The sequence below is a fragment of the Woeseia sp. D3-10 genome, assembly GCF_055809415.1.
This window is the reverse complement of record NZ_JBVVTW010000007.1, coordinates 3,308,344-3,325,786: the sequence shown is the minus strand read 5'-3', so window position 1 is coordinate 3,325,786 and position 17,443 is coordinate 3,308,344. Positions and strand designations below refer to the sequence as shown.

At 57.4% G+C, this 17,443-nt stretch carries 16 protein-coding genes; 5 read left to right on the top strand and 11 right to left on the bottom strand.

All coding sequences use genetic code 11. The features are described 5' to 3' along the window. Positions 1–8 precede the first annotated feature (8 nt). The 10 genes from AC0L8N_RS15160 to AC0L8N_RS15115 form a co-directional block, all read right to left on the bottom strand. Positions 9–536 (bottom strand): ExbD/TolR family protein, encoded by a 528-nt coding sequence (locus AC0L8N_RS15160; protein WP_473668664.1) that lies wholly within the window; start codon positions 534–536, stop codon positions 9–11. 2 nt (positions 537–538) lie between these two features. Continuing rightward, entirely contained in the window at positions 539–1,051 is a 513-nt protein-coding gene (locus AC0L8N_RS15155; RefSeq protein WP_473668662.1) for an ExbD/TolR family protein, read from the bottom strand. Next, complete coding sequence (locus tag AC0L8N_RS15150) at positions 1,048–1,704, bottom strand: MotA/TolQ/ExbB proton channel family protein (protein WP_473668660.1); 657 nt, start codon at positions 1,702–1,704, stop codon at positions 1,048–1,050. Before AC0L8N_RS15150 ends, AC0L8N_RS15155 begins: the two co-directional genes overlap by 4 nt. Positions 1,705–1,752: 48 nt before the next feature. Then, on the bottom strand, positions 1,753–2,178 hold the full coding sequence (locus tag AC0L8N_RS15145; protein WP_473668658.1) for a hypothetical protein: 426 nt from the start codon (positions 2,176–2,178) through the stop codon (positions 1,753–1,755). Between the two features lie 5 nt (positions 2,179–2,183). Beyond that, positions 2,184–2,774 (bottom strand): tetratricopeptide repeat protein, encoded by a 591-nt coding sequence (locus AC0L8N_RS15140; RefSeq protein ID WP_473668656.1) that lies wholly within the window; start codon positions 2,772–2,774, stop codon positions 2,184–2,186. Positions 2,775–2,805: 31 nt separating this feature from the next. Continuing rightward, positions 2,806–5,622 (bottom strand): tetratricopeptide repeat protein, encoded by a 2,817-nt coding sequence (locus AC0L8N_RS15135; RefSeq protein ID WP_473668654.1) that lies wholly within the window; start codon positions 5,620–5,622, stop codon positions 2,806–2,808. Then, positions 5,619–7,478: a tetratricopeptide repeat protein gene (locus AC0L8N_RS15130; protein ID WP_473668652.1), complete on the bottom strand. Its 1,860-nt coding sequence runs from the start codon at positions 7,476–7,478 to the stop codon at positions 5,619–5,621. The genes AC0L8N_RS15135 and AC0L8N_RS15130 overlap by 4 nt, the downstream gene beginning before the upstream one ends. 3 nt (positions 7,479–7,481) lie before the next feature. Then, the gene (locus tag AC0L8N_RS15125; protein WP_473668650.1) at positions 7,482–8,039 is read right to left on the bottom strand and encodes an AraC family transcriptional regulator; all 558 of its coding nucleotides are present in this window, start codon (positions 8,037–8,039) and stop codon (positions 7,482–7,484) included. 34 nt (positions 8,040–8,073) lie between these two features. After that, the gene (locus AC0L8N_RS15120; RefSeq protein WP_473668648.1) at positions 8,074–8,574 is read right to left on the bottom strand and encodes a TlpA family protein disulfide reductase; all 501 of its coding nucleotides are present in this window, start codon (positions 8,572–8,574) and stop codon (positions 8,074–8,076) included. Between the two features lie 295 nt (positions 8,575–8,869). Beyond that, positions 8,870–9,907, bottom strand: a complete 1,038-nt coding sequence (locus AC0L8N_RS15115; RefSeq protein WP_473668646.1) for an FAD:protein FMN transferase — start codon at positions 9,905–9,907, stop codon at positions 8,870–8,872. On the opposite strand from AC0L8N_RS15115, the gene AC0L8N_RS15110 reads away from it, so the two are divergent. The 4 genes from AC0L8N_RS15110 to AC0L8N_RS15095 all read left to right on the top strand — a co-directional run bounded on the left by AC0L8N_RS15110 (position 9,901) and on the right by AC0L8N_RS15095 (position 14,525). Beyond that, a complete protein-coding gene (locus tag AC0L8N_RS15110) occupies positions 9,901–10,488 on the top strand; it encodes a LemA family protein (protein WP_473670179.1) in 588 nt (195 codons plus the stop codon). The two genes, AC0L8N_RS15115 and AC0L8N_RS15110, sit on opposite strands and share 7 nt — an antisense overlap. A 48-nt stretch (positions 10,489–10,536) precedes the next feature. Next, positions 10,537–12,441 carry a M48 family metallopeptidase gene (locus tag AC0L8N_RS15105; protein WP_473668644.1) on the top strand — a complete coding sequence of 635 codons (1,905 nt, stop codon included), beginning with the start codon at positions 10,537–10,539 and terminating at the stop codon, positions 12,439–12,441. 107 nt (positions 12,442–12,548) lie between these two features. Further along, entirely contained in the window at positions 12,549–13,337 is a 789-nt protein-coding gene (locus AC0L8N_RS15100; protein ID WP_473668642.1) for a lipid-binding SYLF domain-containing protein, read from the top strand. Positions 13,338–13,439: 102 nt separating this feature from the next. Next, positions 13,440–14,525: a mechanosensitive ion channel family protein gene (locus AC0L8N_RS15095; protein ID WP_473668640.1), complete on the top strand. Its 1,086-nt coding sequence runs from the start codon at positions 13,440–13,442 to the stop codon at positions 14,523–14,525. A 90-nt stretch (positions 14,526–14,615) separates the two neighbouring features. Here AC0L8N_RS15095 and AC0L8N_RS15090 read toward each other — a convergent pair whose 3' ends face one another. Next, a complete protein-coding gene (locus AC0L8N_RS15090; RefSeq protein WP_473668638.1) occupies positions 14,616–15,242 on the bottom strand; it encodes an EexN family lipoprotein in 627 nt (208 codons plus the stop codon). A gap of 317 nt (positions 15,243–15,559) precedes the next feature. Between AC0L8N_RS15090 and AC0L8N_RS15085 the strand changes: the two genes are divergently transcribed. Further along, entirely contained in the window at positions 15,560–17,440 is a 1,881-nt protein-coding gene (locus AC0L8N_RS15085; protein ID WP_473668636.1) for an MFS transporter, read from the top strand. Positions 17,441–17,443 lie beyond the last annotated feature (3 nt).

The window sequence follows — 17,443 nt, the reverse complement described above, 5'->3', positions numbered from 1 at the left end:
CGGTTCTGTTAGCGATTAGCGGCGAGTTCGCCGAGCTGATCAGAACTTTTCTGCAGTACCGCAAGCGAGATTCGGCCATAGTCCGATTCGGTGCACGTTGCCATGACCTTTTTCAACAAGCGGTACGGGATGTCCCTGTCTCCCATGATCGTCACCTCACGATTGGCCACGTCGTTCTCAGCAGTGCGTCGCAAGACCCGGTCGTTTTGCCGCAATAGCGCCGCTTTCAACTCAGGGATGCTGTTGCCGCTCCGCTGCATCACGTCGTCAACCTTTGCAACCGGCGTACCCTGGACAATGATGTCCGTGTCGCCGATCAAAATGACAACCGTCTCTTTGGCTTTTTCTTCTGCAATCGATTCGGGTAGCTGAATTTCTTTTGCGTTCGGCAATACTTCCACATCGGAGGAATTAACCAGCAAGAAGAAAACCAGAATCGTAAAGATGTCCATGAGCGACACCAGGTTGAGTGCGCCACCTTTCTTAGCTTTCGAATGGCGCCGGTCCATGCGCTTGGCGCGTGCTGACATTTTCATGTTCAGTCGCCTCCTGCGCTGGTCGGCGCATCACCGATGGAGATATCCGGAAAAAGATCCGTACGCACGATGGAGTCATCAACGATGCTCTCGGCAACCCTTACCCGGTCCATGACCTGAACCAGGGTGTCGTAGGGTATGTCCGCCTCGAGCAAAATCGATGCGTCGGTTTTCTCAGGGTAACTCGCTTTCAGTTCGGTCAGCTTGGTACTCAGCGCGTCGAAGTCGTAGCCATCGGTGCCAACCGGGTATAGCCCCAGCGCGCCGACATTTCTGTCGCCCACTTCGATGCCGTTCTCACGAACTATGATTTCCAGCTGGAACACGAGTTCCTGCTCGTCGGCCGGCTCATTCGATGCGCCAGGCAAATTCAGTTCCAGAATCGCCAGCCGCGAGAACACCGCCGTAATCAGCAGAAACGGAACCAGAATGACCATCAGGTTCATGAACGCCGTAATGTTCAGTTCAGCCGTTTCCGCATCGCGGCGACGACCTCCCCGGCGGCTGCCTCTCACCCGGCTGCTCCGGCCGGCTTAAGCTGCCGCTCGGTAATCGCGTTCAGAAACTTCACGCTGGCCATTTCGAGACTGTCGACGATCTGATTGGTCTTGGTCTGCAACAACGCGTGGACCAACAACAACGGAATCGCGACCATAAGGCCGAATGCCGTCGTGTTCATCGCAACCGAAATACTGGCTGACAATAAATCCGCCTTGTCGGCCGGGTTCGCATTCGATACCGCGGTAAACGCCCGGATAAGACCGATAATCGTTCCCAGCAGACCAAGCAGCGTTGCGATGTTCGCCAGCGTTGCGAGGTAATGCGTACGCTTTTCCAAACGCGGCAACACTTCCATCAGGCTTTCTTCCATCGCCTTTTCGACGTCGTCCCGGCGCCGCGCTGACTTAACCCGGTACAGGCCGTAAGTCAGAATCGAGGCAATGGCCGCTTTCGATTTCGAGGTCATGGAAGCTGCTTCCTGAAAGTTGCCCGCCTTAAGGAACGGCACAATTTTCTTCCACAGCGCACGATTGCTCGCGCCGGAAACGGTGAGATACATCCAGCGCTCGACGGCAATAGCCAGCCCAAGGCCGAACACGACCAGAATCGGGTACATGAACGCCCCACCCTGTTCAAAGAAACGCACTATGGCGCCCAAACTGTCCATTTGATGACTCCTCTTTCAATCAAATAGTCAAACTGGCAGATTGATTGCTCATTCCTGCCGTTCACGAAGTTCGTCGTAGTAACGAACCTGTCGTACAAACTCTCCGCGATCTATCGGCGCCAGCACCTCGTCAAGCAAGGTATTGACCGGCTTGCCCATCAGATCGCCCGGATCTGATTTTTGCCAGGGCACGATGTACAGCACCTTGGGCAGCTCCTGATTGCCGGTAATCTCGGTACGGTCAAGGTCGATCCGGTCCATCACCCGACTACCGGACTCTGTTCGTCTGGCCTCGTTCGCCAGTACTGTCGACGGCACGCCAGGCTCCAGTGCATCCCGTTCAGCCGCTTCAGTCACCTCGGGTTCCGTTTCAACAACCGCCTCTTCATTGCTGACCGGCTGCTCCCCAAGCTCTTGCGCGTGCAGGGTGCCGGCTAGCACCAGCAGCAATATTCCGACGAATTCACATTTCATACCGGTCACTCCGTCACATTTGCGGTACGTTGATTGGACTCAAGCCGCCGTTTGAGATCGGCTATCCACTTTTCGACCTGCTCATCCTCGCCGTTAAGGCTCTGATAGCGCTCAAAGTGCATGAGCGCCGCCTCGAGACGTTGCAGGTACAGCTCGTTCAGGACGCCCAGGTTGTAGTACGCCAGCGCATAGTCGGGCTGTGCATCGACCGCCCGCAGATAAGCGTCTTCGGCCTCATCGAAACGCCCTTGCCGGCGTCGCAACATGCCCAGTTGATTCAATGCCGGCGCGTACCGGGCATCCAGCTCCAGCGCCGCCTGAATACTTGCTTCGGCTTTGAGATCGTCGCCCGAGCGTGCCTGCAGAATCGCGAGATTGACGTGCGCACCCGGGTAATCCGGATAGCGCAGCAGAAAATCGGCGAACCGCAGCTGCGCGTCGATATCGTCACCGGCAGCCATGACGGCAACCGCCTGTTCGTAGAGCGTCTGCGCTGCTGCAGGCACCTGACTTGCAACGCTTGCGCCGGTTTCTGCAGTCGCTGTGGATTCTTCGGGCCCGGTGGCACAAGACGCCAGCCACAAGCAGGCAAACACGGCAACTGTCCGCAAGAAGGCCGGCATTCGATTAGTACAACGCGGTAACAACATCTTCGCTGCGCTCCAGTTTGGCGTACCGGCCCGGCATCAGTTTCGCCAGCGCGGCAAAACTTTTCTGCACCCATTCGTCGTAAACACCGTTGACGCTGCGCGCCGCGTTAGTCTCATAGAGTTCGATGGCCTGTTCCTCGAACGGAAAAGCCTGCTCCTCCAGCAACAGGTCGTATTGCTCCAGCGCCAGTTCGTCGAGATCAGCCGGCCGCTCCGATTCCATCAGGTCGCGGCCAAATTGCTGGTAAACCTCGCCCAGTCTGAACGTGGCGGCTGTGGTAACTTCGGCCACGCCGTAATCCGCCGCATTGCCATACGCCTGTACCGCTTCTTCCATCAGGCCTTTCTTGCGATTAAGGCTGTCGGCAAGTGGCTGGGTTATGCGCGCATCGGCAAATCGTTGCCGTGCCGGCTCCGCCAGTTCAAGGGTTGCCCGCGCCGCCAGCAAGCGACTCCTGTCCGAGCGCTCGGCGCCAGCCGCAGCATCCGCCGCGATCAGTTCGCGTAACCGTTGCGTTCGCAAAGCCGTGCTGTTGTTCTGTTCTGCTATCTGCAAGAGCCGATAGCGTGCTTCGATGGATTCGCTCAGTGGCGACGGGTAACGAACCACGACCACTTCCAGCACCCGCTCTTCATCCAGCAACTCGCCACTTTGTTTATAGAGTTCAGCCGCTTGCCACCACGCCTCACGGCGCACGTCTGCATCGCTGTTCGGTGCTTCGGCTATGCGCTCGAACTCAGCAGCGGCGGCAGTCGCACGCCCGGATTCAAGATAGGAAACGGCAAGCTTCTGGGTTACATCGTCGGCAAATTCGCTGTCCGGATAATCACGCCGGTATTCCTCAAGCACGGACGACGCACGGTCCCATGCTTGCATGTTGATCAATGCCGCTGCCGCATCGTATTCAGCCGTCTTGCGAATATCGGAATCGGGCACTGCTTCGCCGACGCGCCGGAACAGAGCAACGGCTGTCTCCAGATCGCCGCCTGCCCGTGCCGCTTCGCCTTGCTTGTATATGGAGGAGGCGATGCGGTCTTTGATTTCCTGTTGCGCGTCGAGATCATCCGCAGGTGTGTAAGGCCGCAATGAGTAGTACGAAGACTCGGCGGCCGCGTACTGGCCAAGGTCGAACTGCGAATGCGCGATAACCGTCCACGCCGTTCGTGCCAGCGCGTCGTCTACGGGCGGTTGCTTGTTGACTACCGCACGCCCCACCGTCGTTGCCAGATCGAACTGACGTTGCGCGAACAGGTCTTCAGCAATCGTTGTCAAAACAGCACCCGATTCAGGATGCGCAGGATAAGAATCGGCGAAACGCAAACCGCTATCGAGGTAGCGTTGATGCCAGGCATCACGCTGCTCAGGCGGCAATGTCAACTCATGCTCACGGTAAGCCAGTATGGCCGCGTAGGCGGCTTCCGCGGAATGGTCGTGAGTCGGGTAGAAATAGGCAGTCCGTTCGTATTCATCCGTCGCGGCCGCGTAGTCTTTGCTCTCGAACAGGATTTCAGCCAACAGGAAGTTGGTGTTCGCACTGTCCGGCTCATCCGGGAAGTACTCAAGAAATTTTCGGTACCAGCGAGCGGCGGCCTGGTAGTCGGCCTGCTTACCGTCGCGCTGTGCTTCAGCATGAGAGTACTGCGCCAGATCCGTCAGGTTAGCCCGCAAGTGTGCCGCCACAGCCTGATTGTCAGCCGGATCATTACGCAACCAGAATGGTTGATCCATGCCATAGCGTTCGACGAAATTCCGCTTTGCATCGAGCACCAGCATCGCGAAGCCGCCCTGCTTGTAGGCCTCTATTGCCGCAACCTGAAGCAAGGGCGCTTTCGGGTGTTCCGCATCTCGGGCAACGAATGCCTCGTAGGTCTCGGCCGCGTCAACGTAGCGTTCTTTTTCCAGGTAAAGTTCGCCAAGGTTCTGGTAAACAACGTGACTGTAGTCGGGGTAATGACGCCCGGCGAGATACTCATCAATCGATTTGGCACCTTCCATATAGGAAAAACTGATACTCAGAACTCGGAAGGTATCCTCAACGAGTTCCCGATCAGCACGCTTTAGATCACCCAGCGGCTCGCCGCTTGCCAACATGTCGACGTTCGCGAGCTTGCGGTCCAACAAAGTGAAAAATGGCCCCAGGCTTTCTTCGTGCGTTGCCAGTTTGAACTGCGACCAGCCAAGCTTGTAGAGCGATTGTTCGTAAAAACGTGATGGCTCCCCATACTCCACCACGAACAGGTAAGCGCTTTCTGCCTCGACGTAGCGCTTACGCAGGAACAGCATTTCGCCGCGCCGAAACTCGACCTCATCGCGACGCGCCGTTTCCGGGTAACGACCGATCAGCTCGTTAAGCGTATCCAGTGCCGCATCGGTTTCGCCGGCGACTTCGTAAGCACGAGCTAATTGGTACAGAACTGTGTCATTGCGTCGGTAGTCGGGGTAGGCCTCAAGCAGCGACTTGAAGAGTGACACAGCACTCTCGTAGCCCTGCCCGCCCAGCTCATCGACATTGCTGGCCAGTTGCTCGGCCTCGACAGACTCAAGTTCGAGATCGGCGAGCCGGCGCATGGCCTCTGCTCGCAACTCGGGGTCGTCCGACACCAGGTCCAGGAACGCGCGATAGTTATCGCGCGCCTTGTTGTTACTGTCATTGATCAGACGCCCCGGACGGACCGGGTACGCTCGATTGCCCAGGCTTCGAATGGTTGGCTCATCGTCAGCCAGGGTCGGCAACGGGGCCGCAATCAACGCAACCATCAGCGCCGTCAAAGAGCACGAGGTCAGCCTGTTCATGGCAAAACGTCCGCGCCTGTCGCCGACAGATCGTAAATTGCCGCCAACGCAAATCGTGCCTGCACTGTGTACGTTTGCAGCCGTTGTTTCTGTGTTTGCAGCTCACCGATTGCAATGGATTGCAGGAAACCACGCTGCTTATCCATGGCTGCGCCTACTCGTTGACGTAGGTCGAGTATCTGCGGATCCAGCGCGGCAATTCGGCCATCGAACTCCGCAAACATCTGCGGCTCATTGCGCATCGACTCATCGACCCGGCGACGGGAACGCTGCGCGTCGACGAGCGCGACACCGCTGGCACGAACTTCGCGACGGGCACGCCACAGCCGTTCTTTGAACTCCTTATCCAACTGCCACTGCAGGACACCTTTCAGCAGACGTACCCGGCGCCGCACGTCTTCCGCCTCAGGAATAGCGGCCGACAAAGCAGGCGTCCGCTCGAGAGCAGAAATCTCTCCCCACAGTGCAAATTCTTCATCACTGGCCAGAGCCAGCGCATCGTGGTTTTGTTCTATGCCGTCGAGCCGCGCATCAAACGACAATTTGCGATCGACCATTTCTTCCAGATCAGCCCGACCGAGGCTTTCCTGAATCAACGGCAAACGTTGTTCGTAGGCAAGTTGCCGCGTATCGAGCATGTCCTGGAACACACCCAAACTTGTTTGCCAGCGCTCGAGATTGCGGGCCAGATAATCCAGATCGCGGTAGTTTTTCAAACCTTCCTGAAACTCATCACTCGCCAGCAGGTGATACAGATAGCGGGACTCCGCGCCAGCGGGTAATTCAGTGATACTCCAGTACCAGCCAGTCGTGTCGTCTGCATCGTCAGCCAGAAAACTGCTGAGCAAGCGGCCTGATTGCAGCGCATCAATCGTTGCGTTGATGCGATCGTCTTCTTCGCGAAACGCTTCTATCGCATTCAAATAATGATCGGAGGCCTGACTGATTGAATCCAGTTTCGCCATGGCATAGGGGACTGCCAGCATGGATTCCTGCACGGCCGGATCGAGCAGATCGCGACCACGCAATTCCATCCACGGCACCAGCGCCCGGCCGAAATCTTCGCGCTCCGCATCAGCCCAGCCGACGCCCAGCAGTGCCTTGTTGGAGAACGGGCCATTGAGGCGAACACGCTGCAGTGGTTTCTTCGCCTCTTTCGCCGCACCCGATTGCAGGTAGGCGTAGCCCAGAGCGAGGTTCGCCTTGTCACGCAATGCGCTGAGTTCTTCTGTGTATGGCTCAAGCTGGCCGAGGTCATCCAGTATCCGTGCCGCTTGTTCAACCTGACCGTCTCGTACCAGCGCAACCCCCAGGTTGAACTTCGCGTAGCTGGCCCATTCCGTACGGTCGCGCCAGCGATCCAGCAGCTCAATCGCCTGCCGATGTTCGCCTTTCTCGATCAGGATTTGCGCAAGCAACATGCGACGTTCCGACTCCATGGAGCCAGGCAACGCATCCTGAACATTGTTCAGTGCACTTTGCGCTTCATCGAAGTAACCGCGTTGATGCCAGATTCTCGCCAGGAAAAACCAGGTCCGGTCGCGCACGGAAGGGTCCGCACTCGCAGCCAGCAGACGTTCGAAGATGCCGGCGGCCCGCTGGTGCTGGCCATACGACAGGTAAAGGCCACCGAGGAGCAGTTCAGCCTCAGCATCATGGTTGGGCAGGCGTTCGGCTTTTTGCGCGGCGAGCAGCTTTACGATGGCGGGAAAGTAGTCTTCCTGATAGAAGTCGAACAACACTTCGCCATAGTACGGATCCTTGATAACCGTCGGCGGCAACGCCTGATCTGCGTTAGCAGCATGCCCGACAAACAGGAGCAAGACGAAAAAACTGGTAGTGCGCCGAAAGATCAAAAATCACTCCCATTCCCTGATTTCGAATTCCGGCTGTTGTTTGCTCACCCGATCAGTGATAGCAATTTCAACGTACTTGGCGCCCAGGCCTTTATTGAGTGCAACGGTAGCGCCGCGACGGTACTCACGGTCTTGCGGGCCTTTGCCGGTAAATACGGCAACCAGCTCATGCTCGCCCACCTTGAGGTTTTCGAGGTGCAAGCGCTGAACACCGCCACGAACCAGAGCGTCTGCTTCCCGATCGGTGTAGAGGTAATTCGCCACTTCTTTGCCGTCGATCTTCAGATTGACGGAGTCGAGCGCGAAGTATTCACCGACGTCAAGCGACAGAAAAAACGCCACTTGCGAGTTGGCCGGAAAGAGCAATTCTTCTTCCAGCAAAAACAAATCGCGATTAAGTGCCAGCACTTCGTCTTTCAGTGACTGAACGTCTTGATCGATGCTGCGAAACTCGTCTTGCACGGCGGCAGTTTCCGAAGCCTCCTGTGCTGGCAGCGTGTGTGTTGCCATAGCCAGAAGAAGCACACTCACGATGCTACCGGCGCGAAAATAGTTAGCCACCTGCAATCTCCTGCTTAGTTGCGACCGAACACAATTACTCGCGCAGCAAGCCGCGAATTTGGGTCAGGTACTTTTGCTCGTATCCGGGCTTGTACCCATGATGCACGTGACGCACCGTGCCATTGCGATCGACGAGCACCGTTACGGGCATGGCTTCCACCTCGTAAAGGCGGCTTACGTCTTTCGACTCGTCGAACAGCACCGGAAACTTCACACCCAGTTCTTCGACCATTTCCATTGCACGTCGCGAATCGTCATCAATATTGACACCCAGCAACTTGAACCCGACCCGTTCATAACGGGTGTACAAATCGTCGAGTAGCGGCATCTCCTGACGGCATGGTCCGCACCAGGTCGCCCAGAAATTAATCATCACGACATCGCCGCGGTACTCACTAAGCCGCATATTGCTGCCGCTCGCACTCTTCAATGCAAAGTCCGGTGCTTCCTGGCCGGTAAGTGACGACGACGCCAGGGTGGCCACTGAAACAACCGAGAGCGCGCAGCCCAACAGCAGTGATTTAAGTCCATTCATTTGCCAGTTCCTTTTTCCCTGTTTGCGGACAGGCGTTGCCATCGCGACGACACCGCGCTCATTGCAGAGCGTGTGAATAACGCGACCCCTGACCCTGTGATGTCATTCGGCATAGTGACAGGCAGAGCACATACAAGGCCGTGATGACGGTCACAAATGCCCTTGCCGACTCAACCGAGAGGTCGACAATGAGTGCGCGCGTCAGCGATCACGCATAGCGTAACAGTCTGATATGACAGGGGAACACGTCGCGGTAATGCGACAGTGGGCGACGCCAAACTGCGACAGGTGGCCGTTACTCCGCTGTGGGCGGACGCAGTCCATCCGAATAGAACATTTGCCCATCAGCATCGATCACGATGCCTTCGTAGTCAGGCAAGGTCGCAATCAGGCGCAAGCCGCTGTCGACACCCATGACGAACACGGAGGTCGACAAGGCATCCGTCATCACCGCGTCCGGGCCAACGATCGTGGCACTTTGGACGCCGTTCGCCGGCTCACCGGTCACCGGTGAAATGATGTGGTGGTAACGCTTGCCCTCTTCCATGAAGTAGCGCTCGTAGTCGCCGGACGTTGATACCGCCTCATCCACCAGCGGAACACGTAAGGTCACCTCGTCCTCTGCGCGCGGGTTTTGGATACCCACTACCCACGGCTGACCGCGCCGATCACCGAGCAGCCGTGAATCGCCGCCGGCGGTAACAATCGCATTCTGGATACCCAGTTGCCGCAGAACGGCGACTCCGCGTTCCACGGCATAGCCCTTCGCGATACCGCCAAGGTTGATACGCACACCGGGTGCGAGAAACCGGATGCTTCGGTCAGCCGCACGCGTTTCGACCAGCCGGTAATCAATTCGGGACAGCGATTCGCGCAAAGTGTCCGCATCAGGGTGTTCGCCGGCGCGAAAATCGTAGTGCTGGCCAACACTGTCGTACGTGATATCAAACGCACCGCGAGTCAGCACGGAGATATCCAGGGAGCGCACGATCAATTCGTACAATTCGTCCCCGACCGCTACCGCGCCCTGCGCCGCGTCACGGTTTACCGCTGAAATCTCGCTATCGTCCATGTAGGTGCTCATCAGCGCTTCTATGCGGGCGATTTCCGTAAACACGGCTTCCGCGGCACGGCTGGCCTGTGCATTATTCTCGTGCCACAGGTACACACGCACCTCGGTACCCATCTGCGCGCGCGTCGCCCCCAGCCATTCGGCACCCGCAACAGTTGAAAAACCGGAAAACGCAAGCAAAACAACGGCTAGCGTTACGCGGTGCCGGGAGTTATGCTTTCCGGCGATATTCCGCCCACGGGAGCCCGACAGTGATTTCATTTCTGATCTTCCTCGCGATTGTTGTCGCGGTAGTTTTGTACGCAATAGGCATTTACAACAACCTGGTCAATTCGCGTAACCGGGTAAAGAATGCTTTTGCGCAAATTGATGTCCAGCTGACGCGTCGCCATGACCTGATACCCAACCTTGTGGAAGCGGTCAAAGGCTACATGAAGCACGAGCGCGAAACCCTTGAAGGCGTTATCAATGCGCGCAATTCAGCCGTTTCGAGCCTGCAAAGCGCCAAGTCAGACCCTTCGAACGCCGCCGCCATAAAGGAACTCGGGGCCTCCGAAGGCGCTCTCGGCAGTGCCCTTGGCCGATTGTTTGCGCTGGCCGAAGCTTATCCCGATCTGAAAGCCAATCAAAACATGATGCAATTTCAGGAAGAGCTTTCCAGCACGGAAAACAAGGTGGCGTTTTCTCGCCAGGCTTTCAACGACAGCGTTCTCGCCTACAACAACGCGGTCGAGAATTTCCCGAACAGCATCATTGCGGGCATGTTCCGCTTTGAGACTGCGAGTTTTCTTGAGATCGAATCCGAAGAGAAACGCGCGGTTCCAGAGGTCTCGTTCTCCTGACGTGCAGGCCTCACTGGTCCGGCTTCCTGATCATCGTGCGGCAACAACATGAACTTCTTTGACGCCCAGGAGCGCGCCCGACGCAGTACGCGACGATTGATCGTCGCGTACATCGTGGCGACCTTGCTGATCATAGCCGGCGTCACTGCGCTGGTGGCATTTGCGCTGTACAGCAACATGCAGGCGCCTGACCCGGTCATCCTTGTCATTGCGGCCTTGTGCACGGCGTTATTAATCGTCGGCGCTACTTTGTACAAGACGGCACGGCTCTCGAGCGGCGGCGGAAGGGTCGCTCGCGACCTCGGCGGCACGCTCGTATCGCCGGATGTTTCGGATCCGCTGCGGCGGCGTCTGCGCAATGTCGTCGAAGAAATGGCAATCGCCTCCGGCGTTCCCGTGCCAGAAATTTATGTACTGGAACAAGAAGCCGGCATCAATGCATTCGCCGCCGGCTTCACACCCGGTGACGCTGCCATTGCGGTCACCCGCGGTACGCTCGAGATACTCAGCCGCGACGAACTGCAGGGTGTGGTCGCCCACGAGTTCAGTCACATCCTGAACGGCGACATGCGCCTCAACATTCGCATGATGGGAGTGCTGTTTGGCATTATGGTCCTTGGCCTGATCGGCCGCCTGATCCTGCGTGGCAGTTACCGCGGACGCATCGTCTCCAGTCGTCGCGGTCGCGGCTCGGGCGCCGGCGCAGTCCTGATTATCGGCCTGGGCCTCGTTGTGATCGGCAGCGTCGGGGTTTTCATGTCCCGGCTGGTCAAGGCCGCTGTTTCCCGGCAACGCGAATTTCTTGCGGATGCGTCCGCTGTACAGTTCACCCGGCAGACAGACGGCATCGCCGATGCCTTGAAGAAAATTGCGGGCTACCAACAGAAATCGTACTTGCAAGCCACTGACCCGGAAGAGGTCAGCCATATGCTGTTTGCACATGGCGCGAAATTTTCTTCGCTATTCGCAACTCACCCACCCTTGCTTGCGCGCATTCAGGCGCTGCAGCCACAATTTTCTGCGGAATCATTGCGTGCGGTTACGATGCCGGTAACACCGCAAACGATTGCTGAAGGCCCGGATGCACGGACTGCAGGTTTTGCGGGAGGTGGCGATGGGAGCCCCGGATCGGCAATCACCGACACTATCGGCAATCCAACGTTGCAACACGTGCTGTTTGCCGGTGCATTGCGAATTGCCATACCCGACTCGTTGTACGGTGCCGCGCACTCAGCGGACAGCGCGATGCTGCTGACACTGGCGTTGTTTATCAATCGTGACGCCGAAACATCACCGAACGCATTCGACGTGCTCGAACAGCAACTCGGCGAGCAACGGACCGCACTTATTCGGCGTTATTACGACGATTTGGCAGCCGGCAGCGCACAGTGGCGACTGCCATTGCTCGAAATCGCGTTTCCGACGCTCCGCCAATTGCCCGTGCAGCGCCTTGAGTACCTGCTCGACCTGAGTCGACGTTTGATAGAGCTGGACGGCCAGGTTGCTCTGCACGAGTTCTGCTTGTTCCGGATTCTCAAGCTGAACCTGGGCGATGCCCTCGCGCCAGCCACGCGCAGCAAGCACCGGGCATCACGCAGCGACGTTCGTGCCGCCGCACTGGAACTCGTCGCGATTGTCGCGCATGCCGGTAACCTGACTGAGGCGGATCGAAAGCAAGCCTTCCTAACCGGCATCAATGTATTCGGCGATTGGGCTGCCGATGCGCCTTACAAGCCACCGGCGAATCCCGTGGAAGCAACTGGTCGCAGTCTTGATGTACTGCAACACATGAATAATGCAGCTCGGCAAAGCATGGTGCAGGCATTGGCGGCAGCCATTAGTTCTGATCGGCAACTGAATGTCAGTGAAGCGGAACTCTTACGTACGGTGTGTGCGTCGCTCGACTGCCCGCTACCGCCACTGGATGTCGAGCGCCACATAGACACGCCGTGAGGTGCCCACCGAATTACAGTATGATACTCGGGAACTTACGGCCGCTTTGACGCACCAATTTCTTGTACGCGCGGCGCGTACGCAGTCGATCAATGACGGACAGATATATGAATACTCGCCTGATTCTGTGGATCACCACCCTTACAATGGTCTTCGCTTTGCCTGCCACAGCGGCGACCCGCGAAGAAAACCGCGTTGCGGACGCAACCGATGTTGTTGACCAGTTCCTGCGTATTCCGGAACAGGGCGTGCCACCGTCATTGTTGGCACGCGCCTATGCGGTCGCTGTAATCCCGGACGTTGTCAAGATCGGCTTCGGTCTCGGCGCCCGCCGCGGCAAAGGTGTGGTGGTCATACGTCAGAGCGACGGAACCTGGAGCAACCCGGTTTTCATCACGATCACCGGTGGCAGCATTGGCTGGCAGATCGGCGCCCAGTCCACCGATGTGATACTCGTGTTCAAGTCCAGACGCGGCGTCGACGGCATTGCCAGCGGCAAGCTGACACTCGGCGCGGATGCGTCGGTTGCAGCAGGCCCTGTTGGACGGCAAACCGGCGTCGCCACCGACATTCAGTTTGAAGCCGAAGTCTACTCGTATTCCCGGAGCCGCGGCCTGTTCGCCGGCGTGTCACTGGAGGGTTCGGGGGTTACCATCGACAAGAAAGCAAATGCAGCGTTCTACGGCTCAGCCAGCCTGACGCCTGACCAGATATTCGCAAGCCCGGGCAATATGGCGCCAGCTGTTGCCAACAATTTTGTCCAGGTATTGAGCGCTGAGACGCGACAGTTGCCGGCGCAACCCGGCATGGATTCCGGCGTGACTGAGCGTGCACCCAATGCGCCCGAGGAACCCCGCGTACGAACCTTCGGCATTGCTGGTCCGGACGAAACTTAGATCGGCATTAGGCAGCGAGTATCACAGTCGCGGCATGCTGCGTAGCGCAATGCCAATGAACAAGCGCGACATTTCTGCCAATAATAAAAGTAGATAGAAACTGTGCAGACATACATCGAAAGAATCGATAGCTGGGCGGAAATGCTCGGACCCAACGTTTACCTGCAAGCATTGGCGCTCATAATCGCGTTTATAATTGCCGGAAAAATCGCGGATGTGCTCATATTTCGCACCGTTGCGCAGATCGCCAGCCGCTCGAAGACCCAGATAGACGATGAGCTGATCGCACAAATTCACCGGCCGGTGTTCATGTCGTTCGTCTTGGCCGGCCTCGGTCTCGCGACGTTGCGAATCGGCATGGCAACCACTGCCGAATACATTACGCTCGGCATTCTCAAATCAATAGCAATCATTATCTGGTATGGCTTCATACTGCGTGTGACAACGCTGTTCCTTGCAGCGATGGCACGCGGCGGCAGCAAAGGCATCATGCAGCCGAACATAGTGTCGCTCACCGAAACCGTCATCAAGATAGCGCTGTTCGCGCTGACGGTGTTCTTCATACTGGAAGCATGGAACATCGACCCAACCGCATGGTTGGCATCTGCCGGTATCGTCGGTCTTGCGCTCAGCTTCGCCGCCAAAGACACCTTGTCAAACCTGTTCGCCGGTGTATCCATCATTGCCGATGCGCCGTATAAAATCGGCGACTTCATCATTCTCGAATCGGGCGAACGCGGTCAGGTCACTCACATAGGGCTGCGCAGTACTCGCATACTTACCCGTGACGACGTTGAAATCACTGTTCCCAATTCGATTATCGGCAACAACAAGATTATCAACGAAGCGGGCGGGCCGAATTCGGCGCACCGGATACGTGTCGCCGTTGGAGTCGCCTATGGAAGCGAAATAGACGTGGTAATTGCGTGTCTCGAACGTGTCGCTGAAGAACATCAGGAAGTTTGCCGCGCTCCCGCACCGCGCGTGCGATTTCGCGCGTTCGGCGACTCCAGCCTGGATTTCGAGTTACTTTGCTGGATCGACTTACCCGTGAACAGAGGGCGTATGCTGCACGAGCTGAATATTGCTGTTTACAAAGCGTTCGCCAGCGAGAGCATTGAGATCCCCTTCCCACAACGCGATCTGCACGTCCGCAGCATGCCTGTTGCCAGGCCGGATGCTGATTAGCGTTCCGCACTCAGGCTCGACGGCTTTGCACGACTAACTCACCGCACTCTTACCTGCGCCGTGCGAGTATCGCTTGATCTTGGCGAAGTACTACCGGGGATTTTCCTGTTGCTGCCGGCGCTGAAGTTCTTCACGCACCGATTCCAGACTGGGCTCGGGATCTTCGTCCAGCACCCGGTCGGGCATGGTTTGCGGCACGCCTGCGTCGATCGCCGGATCAGGCGTCGTAAAGCCCTCCGGCGCTGGTTGCTCACGCTCACCGGGAACACTGGCCGGTGGGACCTCGCCACCCTCTGTTGTACCGGGCATGGGCATGGGCTCCGCCACCGATTCGAACTGACCGAGGTATTCGGCTTCTTCACGCAGGCGTTCGAATTCGGCTGAGCGCTCTCTGGCTTCTGCCGCCGCTTGCTGCGCCCGTCGCAGTGCCTCGCGCTTGCGAACCGATTGCGCATCCAGCTCCGATCGCCTCGCGGCTTCTTCGGTCGCAGCAATTCGGTTGACCGCCTCGCGGGCATTCACGCACTCCGGGGCGTACCGCAATTCCGCCCTGTTCTCTGCACAGCGGACCATTGTGGCCTCCAGCAAGCGGGGATTCTCGACAAACTCGACAACCGTGCGCGGTGGCGGCTCCTTGGTGCAGGAAGCACTGATCGCCAAAACGACGCATACGTTAATTGCGAAGAAAATTGCCCTTGGCGGTGCGGCCCGTCTCATCCCAGAATACTCCATTACTACTGACTGACATGCGGCAGCGTTGAGGGATCATAGCATCAGGTCCGCGCTGACAATATGCGCTACGTCATAGGTTTGACATTGCACCGGGACCCTTGCACAGCGCCGTTCCGCCTCGAGTTGCCGGCCCTCGACTGCGGCGCCACGTGATTTTCCGGCTAAACCGGTCGACGCGCACCGTCTTCCACAAGCCGCTTATTACCCCACCTTCCGCTGGGGCGACCGCCTCCGCCATAGTGGTCCGGGAATCCCGCTGGCTGTTATAGCGAGCGCGCCCAGGCATCGCGAGAGACGCAGTCTTGTCAAATAACAGTCAGTTCGCGCTACTAAGACAGCGTCGCTTCGCACCGTTTTTTCTGACCCAGTTCCTCGGCGCCTTCAACGACAATATTTTTCGCAATGGCCTGGTCATCCTGGTTACGTTTCAGGCGACTCAGGTTGCCGGCATGGACGCGAGCCTGCTTGCCAATGTCGCAGTCGCTCTGTTCATCCTGCCGTTCTTTCTCTTCTCGGCATCAGCCGGTCAGATCGCCGACAAGTACGAAAAGTCCCGCCTAATTCGCATCATCAAGATCGTTGAAATCGTCCTGATGACGTTGGCCGCATTCGCGTTCCTGAACGGCAGCTACAAGACGCTGCTGTTCGTACTGTTCCTGATGGGCTGCCAATCGACCATGTTCGGGCCGCTCAAGTATGCCTATCTGCCACAGCAACTCCGTTCCGAGGAATTGATCGGCGGCAACGCGCTTGTCGAATCCGGCACTTATGTTGCCATTATTCTCGGCCTCATCGTCGGTGGTATATCGGTCGCAACCGATAGCGGGAGTCAACTGCTGATCGGCACCTGCCTGTTGACCGTCGCAGCGCTGGGTTATGTATCGAGTCGCAGCATACCGCCAACAGGCGCGGTCGATCCTGCCCACACGCTGAACTGGAACGCCTGGACCGAAACCTGGCGCATGGTCGCTTTCGCTCGCGAAGACCGCAGTGTCTTTCTATCGATACTCGGCATCTCGTGGTTCTGGTTTTTCGGTACTGCCGTTACGGTGCAAGTGCCGGCCTACACGCTGGTGATACTTAACGGCAACGAGGAAATAACAACTATTTTGTTGGTCGCATTCGCGATTGGCGTTGGCGTGGGTTCCTTGCTGTGCGAACGCATGTCTGGCAGGCGTATAGAACTGGGTTTGGTCCCATTTGGGTCCATCGGTTTGAGCCTGTTTGCAATCGACCTGTATTTTGCACAACCCATAGCCCAACTGTCCGCAGTAAGTACGGTAGGCGAGTTTCTTGCGCGAGTGGGCAGCTGGCGGGTACTTATCGATATCGTGATGCTCGGCGCGTTTGGCGCCTTCTACAGCGTGCCGCTGTACGCCATGATTCAGGACCGTGCCAAACGCACGCATTTGTCGCGCATTATTGCCGCAAACAACATCATCAACTCGTTGTTCATGGTGATCGCTGCGCTGCTCGCACTGATACTGCTGAATGTCGGTGTGAGCATCCCGCAATTCTTCCTCGTGCTCGCAGCTATGAACGCTGTGGTGGCCATTTACATTTATTCATTGCTGCCGGAATTCCTGATGCGGTTTCTGGTCTGGATATTGGTCAGCACCTTGTACCGTATCCGTGCCAGTGGTCTCGACAACATCCCGAGGGAAGGTCCCGCACTACTCGTGTGCAATCACGTCAGCTATGTTGACGCCTTGATAATCGGCGCGTGCGTCCGTCGGCCGGTCCGGTTCGTCATGTGGTACAAGATTTTTCAGATACCGTTGTTGCGATTCGTCTTCAATACGGCCAAAGCAATTCCCATCGCGTCAGCACGTGAAAATGCGGAACTCCTTGAAGAAAGTTTCGAGCGTATAGACCAGGAACTTATTGACGGCAATCTGGTTTGCATATTTCCAGAAGGGGCAATTACCCGTGACGGGCACGTACACTCCTTTCGCCCGGGTATGGAACGCATTCTGGAACGACGCCCCGTGCCGGTCGTGCCGTTGGCCCTGGGCGGCTTGTGGGGCAGCTGGTTCAGCCGGCGTCGCGGCCAGCTGCGCACGGTACCGGTCAGTTTGCTTTCCGCGGTGAGTCTGCGGGTCGGCAAAGGCGTACCAGCACGAGAAGCAACAGCGGCACGGCTCGAACTGCTTGTTAGAACTTTACGTGGTGATGATCGCTAGGAA